The sequence below is a fragment of the Pedobacter aquatilis genome (assembly GCF_030409415.1).
Taxonomy (GTDB): domain Bacteria; phylum Bacteroidota; class Bacteroidia; order Sphingobacteriales; family Sphingobacteriaceae; genus Pedobacter; species Pedobacter aquatilis.
This window is the reverse complement of sequence record NZ_JAUFPW010000008.1, coordinates 77281-102667: the sequence shown is the minus strand read 5'-3', so window position 1 is coordinate 102667 and position 25387 is coordinate 77281. Positions and strand designations below refer to the sequence as shown.

At 34.0% G+C, this 25387-nt stretch carries 24 protein-coding genes; 14 read left to right on the top strand and 10 right to left on the bottom strand.

Going from position 1 to position 25387, the window contains the following annotated elements; genetic code table 11:
• Positions 1-2 precede the first annotated feature (2 nt).
• Complete coding sequence (locus QWY86_RS01580) at positions 3-2072, bottom strand: TonB-dependent receptor plug domain-containing protein (protein ID WP_290237956.1); 2070 nt, start codon at positions 2070-2072, stop codon at positions 3-5.
• Between the two features lie 148 nt (positions 2073-2220).
• On the opposite strand from QWY86_RS01580, the gene QWY86_RS01575 reads away from it, so the two are divergent.
• Positions 2221-3168, top strand: coding sequence for a helix-turn-helix transcriptional regulator (locus tag QWY86_RS01575; RefSeq protein WP_290237953.1), 948 nt, complete (start codon positions 2221-2223; stop codon positions 3166-3168).
• A 5-nt stretch (positions 3169-3173) separates the two neighbouring features.
• Here the strand turns inward: QWY86_RS01575 and QWY86_RS01570 are convergent, their stop codons facing one another.
• Positions 3174-4184, bottom strand: coding sequence for a LacI family DNA-binding transcriptional regulator (locus QWY86_RS01570; RefSeq protein WP_290237952.1), 1011 nt, complete (start codon positions 4182-4184; stop codon positions 3174-3176).
• 262 nt (positions 4185-4446) lie between these two features.
• Here QWY86_RS01570 and QWY86_RS01565 point away from each other — a divergent pair, with 262 nt between their 5' ends.
• The 8 genes from QWY86_RS01565 to QWY86_RS01530 all read left to right on the top strand — a co-directional run bounded on the left by QWY86_RS01565 (position 4447) and on the right by QWY86_RS01530 (position 11143).
• Positions 4447-5535 carry an MBL fold metallo-hydrolase gene (locus QWY86_RS01565; RefSeq protein ID WP_290237950.1) on the top strand — a complete coding sequence of 363 codons (1089 nt, stop codon included), beginning with the start codon at positions 4447-4449 and terminating at the stop codon, positions 5533-5535.
• 53 nt (positions 5536-5588) lie between these two features.
• Positions 5589-5951 (top strand): hypothetical protein, encoded by a 363-nt coding sequence (locus QWY86_RS01560; RefSeq protein ID WP_290237948.1) that lies wholly within the window; start codon positions 5589-5591, stop codon positions 5949-5951.
• Positions 5952-6025: 74 nt separating this feature from the next.
• Positions 6026-6829, top strand: a complete 804-nt coding sequence (locus tag QWY86_RS01555) for a hypothetical protein (protein ID WP_290237946.1) — start codon at positions 6026-6028, stop codon at positions 6827-6829.
• Between the two features lies 1 nt (position 6830).
• Positions 6831-7760, top strand: coding sequence for a tRNA (adenosine(37)-N6)-dimethylallyltransferase MiaA (gene miaA / locus QWY86_RS01550; RefSeq protein ID WP_290237944.1), 930 nt, complete (start codon positions 6831-6833; stop codon positions 7758-7760).
• Between the two features lie 120 nt (positions 7761-7880).
• Complete coding sequence (locus tag QWY86_RS01545) at positions 7881-8402, top strand: outer membrane beta-barrel protein (protein ID WP_290237942.1); 522 nt, start codon at positions 7881-7883, stop codon at positions 8400-8402.
• A gap of 148 nt (positions 8403-8550) precedes the next feature.
• Complete coding sequence (locus tag QWY86_RS01540; RefSeq protein WP_290237940.1) at positions 8551-9093, top strand: hypothetical protein; 543 nt, start codon at positions 8551-8553, stop codon at positions 9091-9093.
• A gap of 97 nt (positions 9094-9190) precedes the next feature.
• Entirely contained in the window at positions 9191-9721 is a 531-nt protein-coding gene (locus tag QWY86_RS01535) for a DUF3347 domain-containing protein (RefSeq protein ID WP_290237938.1), read from the top strand.
• A 132-nt stretch (positions 9722-9853) separates the two neighbouring features.
• Positions 9854-11143 carry a citrate synthase gene (locus QWY86_RS01530; RefSeq protein WP_290237936.1) on the top strand — a complete coding sequence of 430 codons (1290 nt, stop codon included), beginning with the start codon at positions 9854-9856 and terminating at the stop codon, positions 11141-11143.
• Between the two features lie 79 nt (positions 11144-11222).
• Here the strand turns inward: QWY86_RS01530 and QWY86_RS01525 are convergent, their stop codons facing one another.
• The 5 genes from QWY86_RS01525 to QWY86_RS01505 form a co-directional block, all read right to left on the bottom strand.
• Entirely contained in the window at positions 11223-12347 is a 1125-nt protein-coding gene (locus tag QWY86_RS01525; RefSeq protein WP_290237934.1) for a DUF3667 domain-containing protein, read from the bottom strand.
• 18 nt (positions 12348-12365) lie between these two features.
• On the bottom strand, positions 12366-13751 hold the full coding sequence (locus QWY86_RS01520; RefSeq protein ID WP_290238191.1) for a nucleoside permease: 1386 nt from the start codon (positions 13749-13751) through the stop codon (positions 12366-12368).
• A 143-nt stretch (positions 13752-13894) separates the two neighbouring features.
• Positions 13895-14509: a bifunctional nuclease family protein gene (locus tag QWY86_RS01515; protein WP_290237933.1), complete on the bottom strand. Its 615-nt coding sequence runs from the start codon at positions 14507-14509 to the stop codon at positions 13895-13897.
• Positions 14510-14579: 70 nt separating this feature from the next.
• Positions 14580-15548 (bottom strand): electron transfer flavoprotein subunit alpha/FixB family protein, encoded by a 969-nt coding sequence (locus QWY86_RS01510; RefSeq protein WP_290237931.1) that lies wholly within the window; start codon positions 15546-15548, stop codon positions 14580-14582.
• Positions 15549-15616: 68 nt separating this feature from the next.
• Positions 15617-16354, bottom strand: coding sequence for an electron transfer flavoprotein subunit beta/FixA family protein (locus QWY86_RS01505; RefSeq protein ID WP_290237929.1), 738 nt, complete (start codon positions 16352-16354; stop codon positions 15617-15619).
• 135 nt (positions 16355-16489) lie between these two features.
• Here QWY86_RS01505 and QWY86_RS01500 point away from each other — a divergent pair, with 135 nt between their 5' ends.
• From QWY86_RS01500 to QWY86_RS01490, 3 genes are read left to right on the top strand one after another with little or no spacing between them, the layout of a single operon-like run.
• Positions 16490-16825, top strand: a complete 336-nt coding sequence (locus tag QWY86_RS01500) for a tetratricopeptide repeat protein (RefSeq protein ID WP_290237927.1) — start codon at positions 16490-16492, stop codon at positions 16823-16825.
• A gap of 20 nt (positions 16826-16845) precedes the next feature.
• Positions 16846-18063, top strand: coding sequence for a chromate efflux transporter (gene chrA / locus QWY86_RS01495; RefSeq protein WP_290237925.1), 1218 nt, complete (start codon positions 16846-16848; stop codon positions 18061-18063).
• A gap of 15 nt (positions 18064-18078) precedes the next feature.
• Positions 18079-18342: a hypothetical protein gene (locus tag QWY86_RS01490; RefSeq protein ID WP_290237923.1), complete on the top strand. Its 264-nt coding sequence runs from the start codon at positions 18079-18081 to the stop codon at positions 18340-18342.
• 60 nt (positions 18343-18402) lie between these two features.
• Here the strand turns inward: QWY86_RS01490 and dnaB are convergent, their stop codons facing one another.
• Positions 18403-19968 carry a replicative DNA helicase gene (gene dnaB, locus QWY86_RS01485; protein WP_290237921.1) on the bottom strand — a complete coding sequence of 522 codons (1566 nt, stop codon included), beginning with the start codon at positions 19966-19968 and terminating at the stop codon, positions 18403-18405.
• A 179-nt stretch (positions 19969-20147) separates the two neighbouring features.
• Between dnaB and rlmB the strand changes: the two genes are divergently transcribed.
• Complete coding sequence (rlmB, locus tag QWY86_RS01480) at positions 20148-20912, top strand: 23S rRNA (guanosine(2251)-2'-O)-methyltransferase RlmB (protein ID WP_290237919.1); 765 nt, start codon at positions 20148-20150, stop codon at positions 20910-20912.
• Between the two features lie 106 nt (positions 20913-21018).
• On the opposite strand, the gene QWY86_RS01475 is transcribed toward rlmB, so the two are convergent.
• Positions 21019-22110 (bottom strand): mannose-1-phosphate guanylyltransferase, encoded by a 1092-nt coding sequence (locus QWY86_RS01475; protein ID WP_290237917.1) that lies wholly within the window; start codon positions 22108-22110, stop codon positions 21019-21021.
• Positions 22111-22124: 14 nt separating this feature from the next.
• Entirely contained in the window at positions 22125-23093 is a 969-nt protein-coding gene (locus QWY86_RS01470; protein ID WP_290237915.1) for a KpsF/GutQ family sugar-phosphate isomerase, read from the bottom strand.
• 91 nt (positions 23094-23184) lie between these two features.
• Here QWY86_RS01470 and recQ point away from each other — a divergent pair, with 91 nt between their 5' ends.
• A complete protein-coding gene (gene recQ, locus QWY86_RS01465; RefSeq protein WP_290238190.1) occupies positions 23185-25377 on the top strand; it encodes a DNA helicase RecQ in 2193 nt (730 codons plus the stop codon).
• The last annotated feature ends 10 nt before the right edge of the window (positions 25378-25387 follow it).

The following is a 25387-nucleotide window of genomic DNA, read 5'->3' as shown; positions in this document are numbered from 1 at the left end:
AATTAGTTTTTGTTCCAGTTAAATGTTAACCCCAAAACATAAGAGCGGCCATAACTTAATGGAATGGATTCTCCGCCACTGCTATGTGCACCGCCAGAAGCCGTTGATGTATTGTTTAATTGGGTTACGTTGAAAATATTTTTTACGCCTGCATTTAATGTAAAGCGTTTATAAAAATTCTTACTAAGCATTAAATCAGCAAAGCTGAAAGCTGAAATTTTTGTTGGTACATAAGCAGCAACATTTGTTGGGTCGGTTTGAAAGCCTAACTTATCACCAGTATATTTATAGAATAAGCTAATGCTTCCGTTAATTTTATTGATGGTGTAAGTAATGTTAGCGGTTACTTCAGGCGACCATACAATTTTCTTATCTGTAAATGTTGAATACTCTGAATACTTATGAAATGAGCCGATGTATGATACGCCAACGTTTGCCTGCAAATCTTTATATATAAAAGTATTGTCTAAGGTTGCCCCAGTTGTTTTAAAATTACTGATGTTCAATAAAGTTGTAATTGAATTATCCGTTGGAGCTGTGCCAAAATCTATTTTATTTTTGAACTTATTGAAAAATCCGGCTAGGGTAGAGCGAAACTGTATTTCACTTGTCATAATACCCGACCAAGCTAATGAACCATTAAAACTGTTTGATTCTTCTGCTTTTAGATTTGGGTTGCCGTAAATTTTATGACTTGCATCAACAAAGTCGTAATATAATTCCCTCAACGCTGGCGACCTGAAACCTCTGGCAAAGCCTAAACGTAAATCCAAGGTTTTACTTAAACTGAATTTTGTATTTAAAGATGGAATAACTGGTGGCGCATCATAAATAGAGTTTTTAATAAATCTTAAACCTGGTCTAAATGCTATTCCTTCGGTAGGTTTTATTTCAGAAGACATAAATAAAGCATAATCGTTGATTACCGGACTGCCACTAATTCTTTGTCCAGAAGCTGCATCTCTATTGTACTCAAAACCTGGTTGGAATGAGATTTTATCGTTCAGTTTATAAATTGCAGTTGCTCTGAAAATTGTTGCATTAAACTTTGCCGTATCTTGTTCACCAGCATCTGTTGTTAAAATTTCAGTATTGTTGGTGAAATTATGATTTACGGTTCGAGTAGCACGCTGTAAATCGGTATAACCGGCGACAGCTGTAATTTGAAAATCTGAATTGATTTTCCATTCAGATTGTAATTGTTGCGTATAACGTTTTGTAGTATATGTGGCGAGCTTACCAATGTATGTGTTCGGATTTATACCAAAACGAGCATCAATATCTTCTTTCAAGCCATCCAGGCGATACCAAATATTAAAATTTTCATTTCGGTAACCGATTTTTGTATTACCAAGCCATTGTTCTTTTGGTTTCCATTGATTTTTCCGAGCGTTAAATTCTTCTAAAAAAGCAGTTTTTGGTGCCATATTCCATCCACCGAAATCATTATGAGAAGCACCAACTATTGCACTCCAACCTTTTTTCTGCCAGCTAACACTTAAATTCTGGTTGTGTAAACCCTTACCGCTAAAACCTTCGTATTCTTTGCCTGCAGTTTCTTCCTGAATGCGAGCATTAATACTCAATAGCGATTTACCTGCATTTTTTGTAATGATATTTATAACGCCGGCTAAAGCATCTGTGCCATAAATCACAGACATTGGTCCTTCAACAATTTCAATTCGTTCTACGGTGTTAATATCAATTTGGCCTAAGCTTTCTCTGGCATCAGATCTATCTACCATTGGAATACCATCCAATAATATTTTAACATTTCTTCCGGTCATGCCCATTAAAGAAACATCTGTAGTTCCCAAAGTCAAGTCATTCGTAAATCTAAAACCTAATTCTGTATTTAAAACTTGTTGAATGTTCGTTGCTGCTCTCAATCTAATTCTTTCAGCACTAATGGTTCTAACATTGTAAACGGAGTTTTTTAGTGTTTGTGGTCCATATTGTCCTGTAATAACAACCTCTTTCAGATTTTTTGTGGCTGATGTGTCTTGCTTAACAGATTGACCATAAGCAGAACATGCGATTACATTTAAAAGGGCTGATAAATATATTTTCATTAATTTAGACTAATTATAAATAATTATGCAAATTTGTGCTTAATCAACCGAATTAGTTAACGCGATACGGATAATTTATAACGCGAAGCGGATTATTAAGAATTATTCTAAATAATATTTTAATAGATAGAGTTTTAGGTAGAATTGAATGAATTCAAGATTGTTAAATATTGATAATAAAAAAGTTATTTACGAGAGCGATGCCTCAGTCAACATAATTGTTGAAGCTAATATTAAAGAAGAAGAGCATCATCTCATTTCAGATAGTTACGATTACGGTAGGGAAGAAATTTGTTTAGAAGGGATTCAAATCTCTTACAATAAGGTTTATACACACGATAAATGCGAATTTATTTTTGATGTTAATAACGACAATATTGTTTTTATTTTTTGTTTGGAGGGAGTGTTGAAATATTCAAGCCAAGGCAGTAATATATTTTCATCCTTGCGCAAAGATAAATATTCTGTTGTTCAGAGTAATTTTAATCACTTTGTATTAAGATTTGATGAAACTACGGAATTTATTTGTTTACAGTTTTTTAAGGAACTTTATTATAAATTAACAGGAACAGATTCTTCTCACAGTTTAGCCGATTTTTCTTCATTGAATTTATATCCGGAAGTAAATTTGATATTGAGCGATTTATTTAACAAGAAAATCAGTCAGAAGATAAAGAAGATATATCTGGAAGCTAAAATTTACGATTTGCTGATTCTCTTCATCACTAAAGCAGAGCAGAAGCAAACATTTTTAATGAAGCAGGATGATATTGATAAAATTTTAATGGCAAGACAACATGTAGAATCAAATATTCAAACTCCATATTCATTAATTGAACTGTCTCGAAAAGTCGGGATTAACGATTATAAGTTGAAGAAGGGATTTAAAGAAATTACTGGCAATACAGTTTTTGGTTACTTATACGATATACGGATGAAACATGCGTTTTATTTATTATCTAATGAGCAGAAAAGTGTAAATGAGGTTGCTTTTTTAGTTGGCTATAAAAATGCACAACACTTTACAGTAGCTTTCAAAAAGAAATACAATGTTTTACCCGGAAATCTTAATAGATTAAAAAACACAAAAGCTTGAACGAATTATTTTTCATTAACCACCAAATCAGATTCTACAAGTGTATTGTAAAATGCCTGATTTTCGGCGTTTGGATTGCTAATTAAATCGAGCAATATATTTGCAGCTTTTTGCCCTTGCAGGTATGGATATTGTTCAACAGATGCGATTGGAGAATAATCGAGGTAATCCATCAATGGTAAATTGGCATAGCTTACGATATCAATTTTATCAGCCAGGTTCTTTTTTTTCAGATATTTAATCAAGAATAAGGCAATGTAATCATTGAAGGCTACAATTGCAGAGGGGTTTCTTTTATGATTAATAAGCTGTTCTGCGGCTTCTATTGTACCACCTTCAGTCAGATCGCAATTTGTAACTAATGTTGGGTCAAATTTAAGGCGGTTGAAATTAATAGCTTGCATGTAACCATCTTTACGTTCGCCGCTGGCAAATAATGTTGATGGTCCATTAATCATCCCAATGGTTCTGTGTCCTTTTTTTAATAAATAATTAACTGCTTTTGTAGTTGCGTTTTCTAAAGTACAAGCAACATAATGAACATTTTTAACTGGCGGAATTCTATCAAAAAATACAACCGGAATGTTAAATGCTTTAAGTTTTTCGAAATGTTCAAATGATGAAGTGTCCTTTGTAATTGAAACTAGCAAACCATCAACCCGTTGATTTTTCATTTTATCAACAAGCTTCATTTCTTTATCGAAATCATCATGAGATTGTGCAAATATTACTGTATAATTTCTCTTTAATGCTTCATCCTCAATAGCAGAAATGGCGGTAGAAAAAAAATGCTCGGCAAGTTCTGGTAAAATAACACCAATTGTATAAGTTTTACCTTTTTGAAACAGAATCGCAGCATTGTTGGGTTCGTAATTTAAAGATTTGGCAAGCTCCTTAATTTTTTCTCGGGTAACTGCACCAATACTTGGATGATCATGTAAACCTCTTGATACACTTGACGGTGAAAGATTTAAAATTTTGGCAATTTCCTTTATGGTTGTTGGTTTCGACTGCATTTCGGTTGAAAACTACATGAAATATCTTTACGATGTAATATTACAAAATTTATTAGTCGAAATTGTAGTTTTAAAAAGCAATTGTAATAAGAAACTTGATTTTATTTTAACGTTTATATAACAGTTATTTAATTTGTATTCTATTTTTCGATTATTCAACACCACGTAAATCAATTTACCATAAGTTCTATTCGAACGTACTGGTTTTATTATCTGCTATTTTAATTTTAAATTAATATACTTTTGTGCATTACTATTTTTTATGATAACTGTTTATATTCTAATATTCCTAATAATAATCTATTGTATTATAATCAATTTACCAGTTTTTGGTCGTTTGCCTAAAGGTGATAGGCTTAATACAATCCATCATTTATCAAACTATAAAGATGGCGCATTGCAGAATTTGTCGGTTACTTTAATGCAGCCTGAAGGTGTTAGTTTCTTTAAGGTGTTTCGCAAATTTCTTTTTCAAAAACAGCCGAATAAAATACCTTCAAAGGCTTTAACTTTTCTAAAACCTGCGCTTAATGATATTCAGCGAGGTGCAGCTCCAGAAATTATTTGGTTCGGACATTCATCATATCTTATAAAAATAGAAAGCTTACGTATACTTGTAGATCCGATTTTTAGTAAAACTCCATCGCCATTTTCTTTTATTGGAAGCAAAGCTTTTAATGGAACCGATTTTGTTAAGGCAGAGGATTTTAAAAATATTGATGTTCTTTTAATAACACACGACCATTATGATCATCTTGATTATCAGAGTATTTTAAAGATTGCGCCAAACGCACAAAATATTGTTACTTCGATTGGTGTTGGTGCTCATTTAGAAAGATGGGGCATTTCAACAGAAAAAATTAGTGAATTATGCTGGAATCAATCTATTAGTTTATTTGGCAAATTGACTTTTACAGCTGTGCCTGCAAGACATTTTACTGGGAGAAGATTTAAGCGTAACCAAACACTTTGGTCGGCATTTGTGCTTCAATCTACTTCTTCAAAACTTTTTTTAGGTGGCGATTCAGGTTACGATACTCATTTTAAAGCTATTGGAGCAGAATTTGGTCCTTTTGATGTTGCGCTTTTGGAATGCGGTCAGTACAACGAACTTTGGCCTTACATTCATATGTTTCCAGAACAAACTGTTGATGCTGCTATAGATTTAAAGGCAAAGGTTTTAATGCCAGTGCATTGGGGTAAATTTAGTTTGGCCATGCATCCGTGGAATGAGCCAATTCAAAGAGTAATAAAAGCTGCTACCGATAAGCAATTTCCAATTATAGCGCCTAAATTAGGTGAGACGGTTGTTGTAGGAAATACTTTTGAAAACGAAAAGTGGTGGTTGTAGATAAAATTTAAACAATAGTTGGTTCACATTGTTTAATTCAAAAAAACGGAATTATGAAAACTGACCTTGTAGAAATTTTTCAAACCATACGTGCCGGCTTACAACCCTATGCCAGCTTAGGATATACTGTTCACGAAAACTCTGAAACAGGTTACGATTTATATAGTGAGAAAAATATTGAGGTAAATGGTGAAAAAATTACCGAGCGTTTTTTCGCTGGAGTCTATATTAATGGGACAGAAGTTGAAATACAGGTTAATGTTCTGGAATTTGAACCATCTAACCAAAATTTAATTCAATTTGATGGTGAGAAGTACGGTTTGGCAATAAGCAAATTAGATAACGAAAAGCTTAAAGAAATTGAAACATTAATTGAAATTATTAATATCCATTTTAAAGAAAAGGGATGGGTATAATCGCTCAATATAAATAGAAAAACTAAATTTGTTGCCGAAAAGCAAACATTGACAACAAATTTAACATCAGTTAATTGAATATCCATCCAAAAATTTTTGAAAAAAATAGCCCCGAATGGATAGGAGATTTAATTGAAAGGTTGAGTTCAAATGGTTTTGGTTACGACTTTGATTGTGAAAATGATTTGAATTTAATCTTCATAAAAGAATGCCATCTTGTTCTTAATCTCATAAATATCAATACAAGCTATACTCCTGAAGAATTTATTATTCTCCAACAAAAATTCTATAATAAAAATTTAAGTTTGATACATCTTTGGGAAGATGTTTTCTGCAGCAAACCAAACCAAATTATAGAACGTATAAAATCATTAGCAGGAAAGAATATCAGGGTACATGGCAGAAAAACTGAGGTTTTTAAAATAACCAAGCCAGAAGCAGATTCATTTCTAAATGCAAATCACCTTCAAGGCACTGTTAGCAGCCGTTATAAGTTTGGACTTTTTTTTAATGATGAACTGGTTGCAGTAGCTACATTTTCAGCACTAAGAAAAATGAATCACTCAGAAAATTATAAATCTATTGAGTTGATACGATTCGCTGTAAAAGCTGGTTTTTCCATTAGTGGAGGATTATCGAAGCTAATAGCTTATGTCCGAAAAAATATTAAACCAGATGATGTGATGAGTTATGCAGATAGAGATTGGTCTGCCGGAGCTGCTTATCTTAAATTAGGTTTCGAGCAGATTTCTAAAACTCAACCGCAAATTTTTGAAATCGATGAAAACTTTAACCGTTCATTAATCAGAACTTCAGATTTAACCTCGAACAGAAAAGTTTTTAATACCGGAAGCATTAAGTTTATTTTGACGTTTTAGCATGGAAGAAAAACCGCTATTAATTATTTTGGGGGCAACTGCTTCTGGCAAAACCAAATTGGCTGTTCAGGTTGCAGAAGCATTAAGTGGAGAAATCATCAGTGCCGATAGTCGCCAGATATTTAAGAGAATGAATATTGGAACCGGTAAAGATTTAGCTGAATATTCCATTAACAATAAAGTTATTCCTTATCATTTAATAGATATTTTGGAACCAGGAGAAAGATACCATGTGGATGCTTTTAAGAATGATTTCTTTGAGGCATTCGAAAAAATATCATCCTTAGGAAAGTTACCAATTCTTTGTGGCGGTACAGGCATGTATATTCATTCAATTTTACAGAGCCAACCTTACACAGCAGTTCCCGTTAATCAAACTTTAAGAGACGAACTTGACTTATTATCAAAAGATGAATTGGTAATCAAACTCGGAACGTGCAATGATGAGTATGTCAGCCACGTTGATAAATCATCAAAAAAAAGATTGATTAGGGCCATAGAAATTGGTGAGTATTTAAATCATAATACACTCGAAAAAAAGGATTTTCCAAAATTTAATCCATTGGTTTTTGGTCTTAAGAGTGAAGTTGATATAACACGATCGAATATTCTTAAACGGTTGGACCATCGCCTAAAGAATGGAATGATTGAGGAAGTAGAGCAATTAATTAAAGATGGTATAAGTATGGAAACCCTAATTTTTTACGGTTTGGAATATAAGTTTATTGTAATGTATTTGGCGGGTGAATTAACATTTGATGAGTTGCAATTAAAACTTGGTGTAGCAATTTGCCAATTTGCAAAGCGGCAAAATACCTTTTTTAGAAAAATGGAAAAGGATGGCATTTCTATCAATTGGTTGGATGCAAAATTAGAAACCAGCAAATTAAAACAGCAGATTCTAAAAATGGTTTCAATTAATAAAAAATAGGCATTTTTGAACTGAAAATGACCTTTTTCACTATCAATTTAGGTTAAAAAAGAGGCTTTGGCACAGGGTTTGTAAATGTGATGATATATAATTTGATTAACTCAAAAATAAATATCTTAAATGAAAACAATTACTAAAATCTTCGCTACATCAGCAGCTGCTGTAGCGTTATTATTCTCTACTAATGTTAATGCACAAACAGCACCAAGAAATTTAGGTATAGGAATTACAGCTGGTATTCCAACAAGTGATGCGTATAGTGTTGCATTAGGTGCAGATTTACGCTATCAATTTAATGTAGATAAACAACTATCAATTCCTGTTACTGCAGGTTATACACATCTTAAAGGTAAAGAAATTGGTAATACAGGTTTTGATGTTCCAAGTTATGGTTACATTCCTGTTAAAGTAGGTGCTAAATATTTCTTTAACGATTCTGGATCTGGTGTTTATGGTTTAGCTGAATTGGGTGCTGGTTTTGGAACTAAAAGCGGAAGTGGTACGTCATTTGTTTACTCTCCAGCTATTGGTTACTCTTGGAGTAATGGCTTAGATTTAGGTGTTAAATATGAAGGTTTAGCTCAAAACAGTACAAGTACTGGTTTCTTTGGCTTGCGTTTAGCTTACGGTTTTTCTCTATAATAAAAATTAAAAAATTAAGAGCCTCTGAAATTCAGGGGCTTTTTTTTATTTCAGAAATTTCAATAAAAATAATAATATATAAATCTGTTTCATGTTGGTTTACGTAAGTATTTCTAAACCTTAATTATTAACTTAAAAAAATCTTAGCATGAAAACAATTACCAAAATTTTTGCAACGGCAACAGCAATAGCAATAATGACGACAGGAAGCTTAATGGCCCAAACATCTACAACAACTATGACTACTAATAATGGTATGGCATTTAAAGTTGGAGTAGGAATACAGGGAGGCTTATTTCCGGATAAATCAGAAATGGATTATGGTTACGGAGCTGATTTAAAATTGCAATACGACTTAACAAAAGATGTGGCAGTAACGGCATCAGCAGGTTATACTAAACTGAAATGGAAAGGTAGTCCATTAAACTTTGAATTTATTCCTTTAATGGGTGGAGTTAAAGCATTTGTTGTTGATAGAATGTTCCTAACTGGTGGTGCCGGAACTGGTTTGGCATTAAAAGATGGTGCAAATATGAACTTTATTTATACTGGTGGATTAGGTTACGAATGGAACAACGGCTTAGAGGTTGGTGTAAAGTATGAAGGATACGTTAACAACAGTGATTCTGATTTGTATTTTATGAAGACTGGACAGTATGCTTTGAGAATAGGATATAACTTTAAATTATAATAAGAGCATCATAATAATTAGAGCCTTCGAAATTTTCGGGGGCTTTTTTTATTATTTTAATATTTTAATTGCTATTTTGAGCCGAAAACCAAATACAATGAAAAAAATATTCGGAATAGCAATATTAACAGTTATAATGGCCTGCAATCAAGCAGAGAAAAAATCGGATGACAAAAAGGATTCTTCATCGGCAATTGCATCAAATAAAAATAGTGCAGTAATTATTGATGACGTTAAAAAAGGGAAAATATTTGCTAATTACGTTCAATTAAAAGATGCGCTGGTGAAATCAAATGCTACTGAAGCACAAAATTCGGCATCTCAATTACAAAAAAGCCTGGCCAATTACGAAGGTTGCGAAACTACGGCTAGCATTGCTGAAAAAATTGCTGGTACAAATAATATCGAGTTTCAGCGTAAGGATTTTACAGCGCTTAGCATGGATCTTATTGCCTTTATAAAATCATCTTCTATTAAATCGGGTAAAATATATGTTCAGCATTGCCCAATGGCGAACAAGGGCGATGGTGGCGATTGGTTATCTACCGAGAAGGAAATTAAGAATCCTTATTACGGTGATGAAATGCTGGAATGCGGAAGAGTAACAGAGGAAATCAAAGGGATTTAATGCGGTAGAACTGTTTTTATAAGCATGATTGTTACGTCATCTTGACTAATATTTCATATTAATTTAACAGATTTGCTATGCATGTATATTAATTTTATATAATTTAGAAAGCTATAAACACAACACGATAATATGTCAGATATTGCAGAGATTAAAGTTGATGGTAAGACAATTGAATTACCGGTAATTACAGGAACAGAAGACGAAAAAGCTATTGATATTTCTAAGCTGAGGGATTCAACTGGTTTTGTAACTTTAGATACTGGTTTTAAAAACACCGGCTCTACAAAAAGTAAAATAACTTTTTTAGATGGTGAAAAAGGTATCTTAAAATACAGAGGTTACTCAATTGAAGAACTTGCTGAAAAATCTAGTTTCTTAGAGGTTTCTTATTTAATTGTGTATGGTGAATTGCCAAATCAAGAGCAACTTGATGGTTTTCAGGCACAAATTAGCAATCATACTTTGATTCATGAAGATATGAAGAAGTTTTTTGATGGTTATCCTTCAAAATCTCATCCAATGGGTCAATTAGGTTCATTAATTTTTTCATTATCAACATTTTATCCAGAATGTTTAAAGCCAAATCAAACCGCTGAGGAGCAAGATTTAACCATTATTAAGTTATTGGCTAAATTGCCTACAATTGTTTCTTTTATCTATAAAAAATCGTTAGGTCATCCACTTATTTATCCTAAAAATAAATACGATTATGTGACTAATTTCCTTTGGATGACTTTTGGTCAACGTACTGAGGATTACGATGTGAACCCAATTGTGGTTAGCGCAATGAATAAACTTTTGATTTTACATGCAGATCACGAGCAAAATTGTTCAGCTTCTACAGTTCGTATTGTTGGTTCATCTGATTGTAACTTGTACGCTTCTGTTGCTGCTGGTATTGCCGCACTATGGGGGCCGTTACATGGTGGTGCAAATCAAGCGGTAATTGATATGCTTGAGTTAATTAAAGCTGATGGTGGTGATACTGAAAAATGGATTGCTAAAGCTAAAGACAAAAACGATCCTTTCCGTATGATGGGTTTTGGACACAGAGTTTATAAAAACTTTGATCCACGTGCAAAAATCATTAAAAAAGCTTGTGATGATATTTTAGAAAACTTGGGTATTGATGATCCGATTTTGGAAATTGCTAAAAAATTAGAAGAAGCAGCTTTAACTGATCAATACTTCATCGATAGAAAATTATATCCAAACGTAGATTTTTACTCAGGTATTATCTATCGTGCTTTAGGTTTCCCTTCGGAAATGTTTACTGTACTATTTGCTTTAGGTCGCTTACCAGGATGGATTGCACAATGGAAAGAAATGCATGAAAACAAAGAGCCAATTGGCCGTCCTCGTCAAATTTACGTTGGTGAAACTGATAGAGCTTTTGTTAGCATTAAAGATAGAAAATAGTAATAATGTATTCTTCAATAAGAAAGCCCATTGATTCACAATCAATGGGCTTTCTTTATTTATATTCCTTTCTCAGTTACTAGGTTGCCACGTAGTAAATTAAGTTCAACATCACCATTTCTGTTAATTTCAGGGCAATGGCATAGAGGATAAAAATCATCATCATTTTGAAAATAACTTTTTTACGCTGATAGAATATTTTCAATGCGTTAAACATATACCAACATATCCAAGCGATGATTACGAGTCCAATTATATCCGAAATTATAGAATCCTCACCAAAAACATATTTCATGAAAGGCCTTGTGAAAATTGAAACAATAAAATAGGCTGTCATTCCATGTATTGTAAAAATCAAATGGTCAAGATAGTAAATATGGTTTCTTCTAAAATTCCACATGATAAATAACGCCAACAAAGGCATTAATAAAAAATATTGCTTCGGTCTGTTATGTTCTAAAGTTTCTTGAATTAATTCAGATTTTTCACCTAAAGTAATCGAACGCTTTTTCATCATCCGCTCAAAAAAATTATCTCTTTGAGTAATTGGCAAAGTTTGCTGACGCGATAGGTAGGCTTGATAAGTACTATCGTTCCGTTTAATGTGAATCGCATTATATTCTTTAATAATGTCGCTTAAAGAGTCTGTTTCGTTAGCTTTATTTTGTTTTCTGAGCTCGGCTAGTGCAGCCTTTTGTTCTCTTAAACTTAGTTTCTTAAATACTTCCCTATCAAGATCCTCTAAAATTTGTTTTTTAGCATGATTGAAAAGGGCAGGACTTGTTTTTTTTAAACCAATTTCTGTTAATTTTTTATCAGCGCTATCTATTACTTTTTTGGTTTCTAAATTTGAGGGTGCTTTACCTTCATGTTCATTACTTTTACGCTTATGTTCCGGAGAATAAGCCACCAAAAAGTAAACAATCGACACGAAAATATACATACTTACCGGATTGATATACCTAGCTCTTTTTCCTGCAAGGTAATCAAGCGTTACTTGCCCAGGTTTAGTTAAGAGTGGAACAAGCGTTTGAAAAAACTTATTATCAAAATGGAAATAATGAGCAATACTATGGCTAATAAAGCCCCAAAAACTTTCTTTTAATTCTAAATTAGGCTGACCACAATTGCTGCAATAATGGGTTTCTACATGCGAACCGCAATTTAGACAGTTATGCTCTTTTCTGTATTTACCAGCTGACATAAGGGATTTCGTGAGATGTTAATGAGTGATGGCTTCTATGGCTTTTTCTTCTGCCTTGGTGTGTTTGTGTTTAAAAATTATAACAAAAACTACTGCTATTACTAATACATAGATAGTAAAAGTAAGCCATATATTATGCCAATCTTTAACATCTAAAGCTCTGCTTAAATTTCCATTTTCTAATACACTAATTCCCTTGTCTTGCAGGAATTTTAATAAATGTGCATTATCTGCATCGCTTTTAACATATTTTGATAAAGAATCAATTGTTGTATAATAGGTTGTGAAATATTTATTTATCATCAAACCAGACAATAAACTGCCAAATACAGCTCCGAATCCATTTGTCATCATCATAAATAAGCCCTGAGCTGATGAACGAGTTTTAGGCGTTGTTGAAGTTTCTACAAATAATGAACCTGAAATATTAAAGAAATCGAAAGCCATTCCATAAACAATGCACGAAACAATTATCATCCATAAATTTGATGAAGGATCACCATAGGCGAATAATCCAAATCGTAATACCCATGCAAACATGGCAATTACAATAACCCATTTTATTCCAAATTTTTTCAAAAAGAAAGGGATAGCCAAAATAAATAGGGTTTCAGAAATCTGCGATATGGATAAAATTATTGTTGAATACTTAATCACAAATGAATCTGCAAAAACTGGAAACAGTTTAAATTCATCTAAAAAAACATCGCCATATGCATTGGTTAATTGTAGTGCTGCACCCAAAAACATAGAGAATATAAAAAACAATGCCATTTTATAGTCGGCAAAAAGTTTAAAAGATTCTAATCCAAGTTTTTGTATGAATGAAGTTTTTTCACTAATCAAATTCGATGGTTTGCAAGCAGGTAAGGTAAAAGAATAAATACCTAAAGCTAAGGCACTTATGCCTGCAATATAAAACTGATTTGCACTTGCTTTATTACCTGTTAAGTTTGTAATCCACATGGCTGCAATAAAACCTACCGTTCCCCAAACACGAATTGGAGGGAAGCTTTTCACAACGTCGTAGTCGCTGTTTTTTAATGTTGTGTAACTTATGGAATTGCTGAGCGCAATAGTTGGCATATAGAAGCACATTGCTACTAGTATCACCCAAAAAAAACTGTGCGGATTTTCTACCTGAGGCAGGTAAAACATTGTTGCAGCATATAGAATATGTAAAATTGCATAAAGCTTTTCTGCATTAATCCACTTGTCAGCTAGTATGCCTGTTATGGTTGGCATAAATAGAGAAGCGATTCCCATTGTGGAGAATATAATTCCAAAATCTGCACCGTCCCATTGTTTGGTTCCAAACCAATAATTTGCAATTGTAATTAACCAGGCAGCCCATACAAAGAATTGCATGAAACTCATTATAGTTAAGCGAAACTTAACATTCATCATATAGTTAGTTTGATTTTGAAAGTAAAGGCTGAATATAGAACTATTTTAAAATATAATTTAAAAATGAACCCAAATTATTTCAAACAATTTGGGTTCATTTCAATTTTCACGATTACTTATATGATTATTTTATAAAAATCTTAAGAAGTTCCTCGTTTATTTAATTCGTCACGTAAACGAGCTGCTTTTTCATAAGCTTCATCTGCAATTGCTTCTTGTAGTTTTTGTTGCAGTTCATCAATAGTTAAATCTGCATAACCTTGCTGGCTAGTTGATGTTGGGATTGAATCTGCGTCAGGTTCTTTTGCAATGCTATCCATATTTTCCAAAAACAGAAAATCATTGCCTTCTATAACAATACCTGCAGATGCAAGAATGAACTCGTAGGTGTAAATCATTGCGTTAAACCGTACAGCTAATGCAATTGCATCAGATGTTCTTGCATCAATCTCATGTGTGTTTTTGCCATCGCTGCAAATTAGTTTAGCATAGAAAACACCATCAACCAAATTGTAAATTATAATTTCCTGAACATTTATATGAAACGTTTCAGCCATCGATTTAAATAAATCATGTGTTAACGGCCTGCTTGGTGTCATTTTCTCTATTTCGATAGCAATTGCCTGTGCTTCAAAAGCGCCAATAATAATTGGTAAACGTCTTCTGCCATTTACTTCGCCAAGAACTAAAGCGTAAGCGCCAGATTGGGTCTGGCTGTAAGATAACCCTACAATATCTAATTTTACTTTCTTCATATTTGCTGATGCCATGTTAAACTTGTCGAAAAATTTTAACGCTTTTCTCAACAAGCTCAGGATGACAAGATTATGCTTTATGCGCTTTTAAAGCTTCAATTAATTTTGGAACAACTTCAAAAGCATCGCCAACAATACCATAATCAGCAACTTTAAAGAAAGGTGCTTCTGGATCTTTATTAATTACCACAATTACTTTAGATGAACTTACTCCAGCCAAGTGCTGAATAGCGCCAGAAATGCCAATTGCGATATATAAGTTTGGGCTAATTGCAATGCCGGTTTGCCCAACGTGTTCTGAATGTGGTCTCCAATCTGCATCAGAAACTGGCTTAGAACAAGCGGTAGCAGCACCTAATAATCCGGCTAACTCTTCAATCATTCCCCAGTTTTCGGGTCCTTTCAAACCTCTGCCCGCAGAAACTACCAATTCAGCATCAGGTAATGAAACTTTATCTGTTGCTCTAACAATATCTTTTATAACTGTACCTAAATCTGATTGTTTAACATCAGCAGTAAAGTTTTCAATAGCAGCATCAGTTGCATTTTCTTTAACACCAAATGCATTAGGATTTAAAGCAATAACTTTATTTGCAGACGTTAACTCGGTAATTGCGAAGGCTTTGCCAGAAAACGCAGTTTTTTTAACTGAAAATTTCCCGTCAGTACTTGGCAATTCAACAGCGCCATCAGCTAAACCTGCTTTTAGTTTTACGGCAAGACGAGGTGCTAAACCTTTACCAGAAAACGAGTTGGAAAGCACAACAATATCTGCACCCTCTTTTTCCGCTGCATTGGCAATCACGCTTGCATAAGCTTGGTTTACAAAGGTTTTTAATTGTTCTGCACTCACATTTAAAACCTTTTCTGCACCGTACTTACCTAATTCTTTTAATTCACTTTCTGCAACATCACCAATAGAAATTGCTGTTAAATTAGTTGATTGTTGGTTGGCAATTGCTTTCGCATAAGAAACGGCTTCGAAAACTGATTTTTTAAATTTCCCTTCAGCTTGTTCTACATATACTAATACTGACATATATTTATTTCTGAAATCCTTAATAGGATTGTTTAACTAATTATTTGATTTGATTGTGGTTTTGCGACTTAAATTACTTTCGCTTCGCTATGTAACAAGTTAATCAACTCAGCGGTTTGCTCTGCCGGAATTAATTTAACAGCACCACGAGGAGCAGGCGTTTCATACTTAGCAACTTTCGTTACTTCTTCAATAGAAACCGCTTCAACAACATTTAATGGTTTTGTTCTTGCGCTCATAATGCCACGCATATTAGGGATTTTGGGTTCTGCAACACCTTCGGCACAACTTGCAACAAATTTACCTGAAACCGTTAAAACTTCCTTACCACCTTCAATCTCACGTTCAATAGTTGCACTCGTTCCATCGGCATCTAATTTTTTTATGATAGAGATTGATGGAATATCCAAAAACTCACCAACCATGGCTGCCACCTGATTACCATTGTAATCGATAGATTCACGTCCGGTTAAAATAATATCGAAATCTTTATCTTTTGCGTATTCTGCAATTTGTTTAGCAACAAAATAAGCATCACGAGGTGCAGCATTTACACGAACCGCATCATCAGCACCAATCGCTAAAGCTTTTCTAATGGTTGGGTCGGTAGCAGCTTCACCAACATTAATTACGGTAGTGGTTCCTTTTCCGCCTTCAGTTAACTCAATTGCTCTTGCTAAGGCGATTTCATCATAAGGATTAACGATATATTGTACACCCGCCGTATTGAATTCGGTATTATCATTAGTAAAAGTTATTTTTGTCGTTGTGTCGGGCACATTACTGATACAAACTAATATTTTCATATGTATTAAATTGGGTTTAAGTATTATGTAATTTTCATAGTAGATTAAAACATTTATCCATTTGAAAACCCATAATTATTTAGATTTATATATTAGGTCTTTCTGCAAATTTAATTAAAAAAGCAAGGAAATAAAATGTCATCAAGCCGTTTAGCAAAGTTATTAGAGTTTTTAGAAAATGAACCCAACGACCCGTTTATTCTATATGCCTTAGCTACAGAGTATAACAATCAAAATGATAAGGAAAAAGCCTATTCTTTTTACCAAGAATTAACCGAAAAACATCCAGATTATGTTGGTACATATTATCATTTAGGCAAGTTGTTAGAGAAAGACAATCAAAAAGATAAAGCCATCGAAATTTATCAAAAAGGAATGGTTGTAGCTCGTAGTAAAAGAGATATGCATGCTTTTTCCGAATTGCAGGGTGCTTATAATTCTGCAGTTGGATTAGATTATGAAGACGATTAATTTAAGACTTTAATTTTTAAATGGAAAGGACGCCAATATCGGCAAGGAGACAACTGCTTTTTTTACGCAGTGTTATCTTTTTTACATTTACCTCCTTTGGCGGTGCATCGGCTCATTTAGCCTTACTTTTAAAGTATTTTGTTCACAATACAAAGTTCATTACCGAAGAAGAATTGCTAGAATTAAATGCATTGGCACAAGTTTTACCTGGTCCGGCATCAACACAAACACTCGTTGGTATTGCCTGGAAAGTTGGAAAAATTAAACTTGCGATTATTACTTTCTTAATCTGGATTTTACCAACAGCAGCAATAATGACATTTGCTGCAATAAGTTATGCAATGCTGGATCAGCAGCGTAAGTTTGCTGATGTTTTAGAATATATACAGCCAATCGCGTTAGGAATTGTTGCTTACGGAGCATTTAAGTTGGGTAAAAAAGTTCTTACCAGTCAGGTTTCTATCTTCTTATCTCTTGCCGCTGTTGTAGCAACTTTAGTCTTAAAAAATGCATACGTTTTTCCGCTGGCCATTTTAATTGGAGGTATTATTTCTTCGGCAATTGAAACACCTCACGAAGAAACAGAACTTCGGGTTAAACTATTCTCAAATATTAACCCACGCAAGCTAATTTATTTTCTTGGCGCCTTACTTTTATTTGCTTTAATAGGTGCCATTATAAATAGAACATCGCCATTCAGCTTACCCATCCGTTTGCTAGAAAACTTTTATCGTAACGGAATTTTAGTATTTGGGGGCGGACAAGTTTTAGTGCCATTAATGTTTACAGAATTTGTTGAAATGAAACATTACATACAAGCTCCTGGCTTTTTATCGGGCTTTGCTCTGCAACAAGCGCTGCCTGGACCAACATTTTCCTTTACGAGCTATTTGGGTTCATTAAGTATGAAAAATTTTGGTTATGGCATTGGCGGGCAAATCCTGGGTGGTGTAATTGGTGTAATTGGAATAAATTTACCAGGTTTAATTTTGGTTTTATTTATTGTTCCATTTTGGGATGATTTAAAAAAAATATCCAGAATTAGGCATAGCTTATCCGGAATTAATGCGGTAAGCGTTGGTTTTATCTTTGCTGCTTTTATTCTTTTATTAGTTCCAATGGGTTTTAACTGGCTTTTTATAGCAATAATGATTATCACATTTTTAGTTCTTAATTTCACTAAAATTAGTACACCATTAATTGTTTTAGCCGGAATTTTAGTAGGTTATCTTTTTTAATTTTTTTGAAAAGCAGTGGCATCGTTACAATTAAATGTTCGTCCTGCCATTTGCTCATACGCCTTCAGTCTTTACGCACTTGGCCGGTATCCGCGTCTGTCAGGTTTAGGAAACTCAGACCGGTTTTGGTGCAGTAGCATTGTTAATAAACCTGATGGAAATGGCAGCTCCCGATTTTTCATCGGGACTAAAATGTACAGCAGGGCAGGTTTAAGCGAAGAACTTCTATGCGCTCGTTTTCAAATAATTAATAATGCTCAAAATCGTACTAAAAGCTAAAATTGATAAAAGAGATTGCTTCTTGCCTCGCAATGACGGTATGGTTATTAGAAACTTAGATTAAAACGGAGGGTCGTCATCACTATAATCATCCATTTTTGATGGGCGAATGATAACATTGCTTTGCTTTTCAAAATCTTGTGATGGATACATTCCGGCCGAAGGACTATCATTTGAGAATGAATTTGGAGCAGTAAAATCTTCTTCCAAATCTGTAAACTTAACAAATTTACCAACGAATTTTAGTGGCACAATTCCGGTTTCACCGTTACGGTGTTTAGCAATAATTACCTCACCAATCCCAGCTTGAGAACGACCTTGCTCATCTTCAGTAATACCGTAATATTCAGGGCGATATAAGAATAAAACCATATCTGCATCCTGCTCAATTGAACCAGATTCACGTAAATCGGATAACATTGGTCTTTTACCTTGTAAACCCGGGCGACTTTCTACCGCACGACTTAACTGAGAAAGTGCCAAAACCGGAACGTCTAATTCTTTGGCAACAGATTTTAAAGCCCTGGAAATACTGCCAATTTCCTGCTCACGGTTACCGCCACCTTTTCCACCTTCACCTTTACCATGCATTAGCTGCAAATAATCGACGATAACCAGCTGAATATCGTATTGCGATTTTAATCTACGACACTTTGCCCTAAACTCAAAAATATTTAACGCAGGTGTATCATCAATCAGGAGTGGAGCTTCTGTTAAGCGGCCAATTTTGCTGTGTAATTGTTGCCATTCCCATTCCTGTAAATTTCCTTTTCTAATTTTTTCCTGCTCAATTTCGGCCTCTCCAGAAATTAAACGATTCACTAACTGAACCGAAGACATCTCTAAGGAGAAAACCACAGTTGGCTTTGCAAAATCTACGGTTGCGTTTCTGGCACAGGTTAATACGAATGCCGTTTTTCCCATCGCCGGACGAGCCGCAATAATTACTAAATCTTGTTTTTGCCAACCACCTGTAATTCTATCTAAACCGGTAAAACCCGTTGGAACACCAGTTAAACCATCAGTTTTGGTTCTTAATTCCTCAAGGGTAGCCAAAGATTGCTTAATAATATCGTCCATTTTCTGCGTATCTCTACGTAAATTGTTTTGGGCGATATCGAACAAGCCTTTCTCTGCATGGTCTAATAAATCGAAAATATCAGTTGTATCTTCGTAAGCATTTGTAATAATATCTGTAGAAATTCTAATCAACTCACGTTGAATGTATTTCTGTGAAATAATTCTGGCATGGAATTCTATATTGGCAGCAGAGGCTACACGGTTGGTTAAGTTAGTGATGTAATATGCGCCGCCAACCATTTCCAAAGTCCCCATCTGACGTAATTCTGAGGTTACAGTCAAGATATCAACTGGCTTCGATTTCTCGAAAAGCATGTGAATTGCCGCAAAAATCTTTTGGTGTGCGTCGTGATAAAAAACCTCTGGTTTTAAAATATCAATAACAGCCGATAACGCATCTTTTTCAAGCATTAGGGCACCTAAAACGGCTTCTTCTAAATCTAATGCCTGTGGCGGAAGTTTACCTGCATTGCTCACTGATGTGTTTAAACGTGCCTTTCTTGCTGATATACTATTCTTTCCGCCTTGTTCGTTATCCATACTCATACAACAAAAGTAGTTAAAAGTTTAAGCGATTGATTTAATAAGTTATTAGGAGTTGCTAACAAATTGAAGCTTAAAGAATTTAATTTTTATAGCGATTTTAACAATATGATTTTTTTTTAAACAACAAAATGTGGATAAGGAAAATTATTTGGGTTACTTTTGTACCTCAATTTTGAATAATGGATAATTTTAGAAGACCGCAACGCGTAAAAGAAAATAATGAGTTTGTATTTGGCATTAGAGCTGTAATTGAAGCAATTAAAGCCGGGCGAGATATTGAAACCATTTATGTGCAAAGAGGTTTAGGTGGCGATTTATTTCTGGAATTAAAAGCATTATTATCTGGAACGTTAATCCCTTTAAATTCTGTTCCGGTTGAAAAGTTGAACAGAATGTCTCAAAAAAATCACCAGGGCGTTATTGCGGTAATTTCACCAATCACGTATCAAAATATAGAAGATATTGTTCCGGCTGTATTTGAAAAAGGAGAAGTTCCTTTAATTTTAATTTTAGATAGTGTAACTGATGTTCGTAACATGGGTGCAATTGCCCGTACAGCTGCTTGTGTAGGTGTTCATGCCATTGTGGTTCCGCTAAAAAATGCGGCACAAATAAACGCCGATGCGATTAAAACATCTGCTGGCGCATTGTTTAATATTCCAATTTGCCGCCATGCTAATTTGCATAAAACTTGTTTGTTTTTACAAGACAGTGGCTTACAAATCGTAGCATGTACTGAAAAAACGAATGATTTGATTTATAATCCCGATTACACAATGCCAACCGCAATTGTTATGGGCTCGGAAGACGAAGGTATTTCTAACGACCTTTTACGTGTAGCTGATCATCTTGCAAAAATTCCGATGGCTGGCAAAATTGAATCTTTGAATGTTTCTGTCGCCGCCGGAGTAATTTTATATGAAGCTGTAAGACAAAGAGTATAGTCTTTATATTAAACAAGGATTATTTATAATGTTAAAGCCACAGATTTACAGATAATCTTAAATAGAATCTGTAAATCTGTGGCTTTCTTTGTTATCCTTTTTAAAATTAAATATACTTATTTCCGAATCTAGATTTTACTTCGGCAACAAATTCTTTTACTTTCTGTTCTTCATCTCTAGGGCAAATCATTAAAGTATTGTTACTTTCTACAACAATATAATCATGTAAACCGTTTAAAATAACGAGCTTATCCTTTGGTACATTAACCATACAATTAGATGAATCGAACATAACAACTTGTTCAGAAGGAATAACCGCATTACCTACGTAATCCTTTTCGGCCATTTCATAAATTGATGCCCATGTGCCCAAATCAGACCAACCAAAATCAGCAGGTAGAACATAAACATTATCCGCTTTTTCCATTACTCCAAAATCTATAGAAATATTTGTGCATTGGAGGTAAGCATTATTAATAAAAGCTTTTTCCCTGGATGTATTTAATTCAGATTTACCTGCATTAAATATCTCATACATATCTGGTAAATGTTTGTTAAAAGCTTTTAAAATGGTTTTTGCAGACCAAATAAATATACCAGCGTTCCATAGAAAATCTCCACTTTGGATAAAAGATTTAGCAAGTTCTAAGTTAGGTTTTTCAGTAAAGGTTTTAACTTTATGCAAATCCTTATCCGTATTTAAAACATGGTCTGTATGTTGGATATAACCATATCCAGTATCTGGTCGATTAGGTTTTATGCCAAGTGTTATTAAACAGTCGTTTTCTGATGCTGCATTTAAAGACTGCTGTATTGTTTCAGTAAATGCTGGTAAATCTGCTATAGTATGGTCTGATGGCGTTACAACAATAGTAGCGTTAGGATTTAACTCAGAAATTTTTAAACAGCCGTAAGCCACACAAGGAGCAGTATTTCTTAATAGAGGTTCTGCCATTATTTGGTTCTCAGATAAATCTGGCAGCTGTTCTTTAATTAAGTCAGTATAAATCTCGTTTGAAACAATGAAAATATTTTCAGGTGGGCATATTTTTAAAAATCGCTCATAAGTACTTTGGATAAGCGTTTTCCCAATGCCAAAAAAATCGATAAATTGTTTAGGATGTTCAGTTCTGCTGACAGGCCAGAAACGGCTTCCAACACCACCAGCCATTATGAGTACGTAATAATTTTTATTCATTTGATGATTTAAAATTACACAATTCCTTCGTTGATCAAATCGTGTAAGTGAATGATGCCAAAATAGGCATTTTGTTCTAAAACAATTAACTGCGTAATATTATTTTTTTTAATGATGTTCAAGGCATCAATAGCAAGTGCATCGCCATCAATAACCTTTGGGTTTTTACCCATAATATCCGTTGCAATCAATGTTGTAATATCTACATTGTTTTCCAGCATACGCCTGATATCACCATCGGTAATAACACCTAATAAATTATTATCTACATCAACAACAGCAACGGCACCCAAACGGTTTTTACTAATTTCTATTAAAACTTGCTTAACGGAAGCATCTGGGTTTATTGATGGCTTTTCATTACTTAACGCTAAATCCCTAGCCTTTAAATAAAGTTTTTTACCTAAGGATCCACCTGGGTGATACTTTGCAAAATCATTTTCATTAAACTCCCGATGTTCTAACAAGCAAATTGCCAAAGCATCACCCATTACAAGCTGTGCTGTAGTACTTGTTGTTGGTGCTAAGTTATGCGGACAAGCTTCTTTCTCTACAGAAGTATTTAAAATCAAATCAGCCTGTTGGGCTAAAAATGAATTGAGCTCACCAACCATTCCAATTAAAATATTTCCGGCACTTTTTAATAGCGGAGCCAAAACTTTAATTTCAGGCGTGTTTCCGCTTTTTGATATACAAATTATAATATCATCAACCTGAATCATACCCAAATCGCCATGGATGGCATCTGCAGCATGCATAAATATTGCAGGTGTACCAGTAGAATTAAATGTTGCAACAATTTTTTGAGCAATGATTGCACTTTTGCCTATTCCAGTTATAATTACACGGCCTTTGCAATTTAAAATATTAGTTACAACATTTTCAAAACTGCTGTCTAGGTTTCTTGCAACATTTAAAATTGCTTCAGCTTCTAACTTAAGTGTGCTTATTGCCGATTCTATAGTAGATTTTTTACTTTTCAAAGAGAAAAAAATTGTTTGTTAATAATTGAAATTCTTGTAAAATTATGTTATTTTGGATAGAAAAATAGCATCGCATATTTTATTACACAAAATGGACGTGAAAAAGTCGTTATTTGATAACCTACAGAATTTTTTTGGGTTTGATAATTTCAAAGGTGATCAAGAGTCGATCATCACAAATATATTAGAAGGCAATAACACATTTGTTATTATGCCAACGGGTGGAGGGAAGTCTATTTGCTATCAATTACCTGCTTTAATGAGTGAAGGAACAGCTATTGTGATTTCTCCATTAATTGCTTTAATGAAAAACCAGGTAGACCAACTAAGGGCTTTTGGTGGAAATGATAGTATTGCTCATTTTCTAAATTCATCCCTAAACAAATCTGAAATTACCCAAGTTAAATCAGATTTACTTGCAGGCCACACCAAATTACTTTACGTGGCTCCTGAATCTTTAGCTAAACAAGATAATATCGAATTTTTAAATTTGATAAAAATATCTTTTGTAGCTGTTGATGAAGCGCACTGTATTTCGGAGTGGGGACATGATTTTAGACCTGAATATCGAAAGATTAAGCAAGTTATTGCCGGTTTAGGAAATAACATCCCAATTATTGCTTTAACGGCCACAGCTACGCCAAAAGTTCAGCAAGATATTATGAAAAATCTTGGGATGACGGAGGCAACGCTTTTTAAATCATCATTCAACAGACCAAATTTATTTTATGAAATCCGTCCTAAAAGGGATATCACAAAGGAAATCATCAAGTACATTAAATCCAACCCTGGTAAATCGGGTATAATTTATTGTTTAAGTCGTAAAAAGGTGGAGGAAGTTGCTGAAGCATTGAATCTTAATGGAATTAGTGCTTTACCTTACCATGCAGGTTTAGAACCAAAGGTTAGAGCAGAAACCCAAGATAAGTTTTTGATGGAAGATGCTGAAGTAATTGTTGCAACAATTGCTTTCGGTATGGGTATCGATAAACCTGATGTTCGTTTTGTTATTCACCACGATGTGCCAAAAAGTATGGAAGGTTATTATCAGGAAACTGGTAGGGCAGGTCGTGATGGTGGGGAAGGGGTTTGTATTGCTTTCTATGCTCAAAAAGATGTAGATAAGTTAGCTAAGTTTATGAAAGATAAACCGGTTTCTGAACGAGAAATTGGTACACAAATATTGAAGGAAGTTATTGATTATGCAGAATCTGGTGTTTGCCGCCGCAAACAAATTCTACATTATTTTGGCGAAAACTTTAATGAAACAGGTTGCAATTGCATGTGCGATAATTGCAAAAAACCTAAAAAGCAATTTGATGCTGAACAGCAGTTATCAACTTTGTTGAAATTTATAGAGAAGAGTGGGGAGAAGTTTGACGATGCACATTTACTAAACGTATTTTTAGGTTTAGAAACTGCGCAAACCATTGCTTATGAACACAGTAAGCTACCCGAGTTTGGCATTGGGAAATTGGTTGGAGAATTACTTTGGAAATCTGTAATCCGCCAGGCTGTTCTTAATAATTTTCTTTTTAAGGATATAGATAATTACGGTTTATTAAAATTAACCAAGCAGGGTAAGGATTTTATTATAAATCCTTACAGCTTAAAGTTCATTTTAAATGAGCCAATAGTAGAAACTGGTGGTGATGACGATGATGATGATGTAAAACAAGGTACTGGCGCATTGGATACACATTTATTGCAATTGCTTAAAGATTTACGTAAGAAAATTGCCAAACAAAAAAGTGTTCCACCATTCGTAGTTTTTCAAGATCCATCTTTAGAGGAAATGTGTACGCATTATCCAATTACTTCAGAAGAACTAAAACAAATTTCTGGCGTTGGTTCGGGTAAGGCAATGAAATTCGGAAGTCCTTTTATCGAGTTGATAAAAAAATACGTAGAGGATAATGACATCGAACGTCCGATTGATTTAATTATCAAAACGCAAGCAAATAAATCTCAAATGAAAGTTTCTATCATCCAAAATATTGATAGACAAATTGGTTTAGAGGATATTGCTGATTCAAAAGGCATCACTTACGAGGAAATTTTGAAAGAGGTTGAATCGATTGTTAACTCTGGAACAAAGCTAAATCTCAATTATTTTATAGATGAGGTAATTGATGATGACAGGCAAGATGAAGTTTTCGATTATTTCCGTGCCGCAGAAAACGATTCGATTGATGAAGCGTTAAATGAACTTGGCGAAACAGATTATACTCGTGAAGAAATTCAATTAATGCGAATCAAATTTATGTCAGAACTAGGAAACTAGCATTGATGTA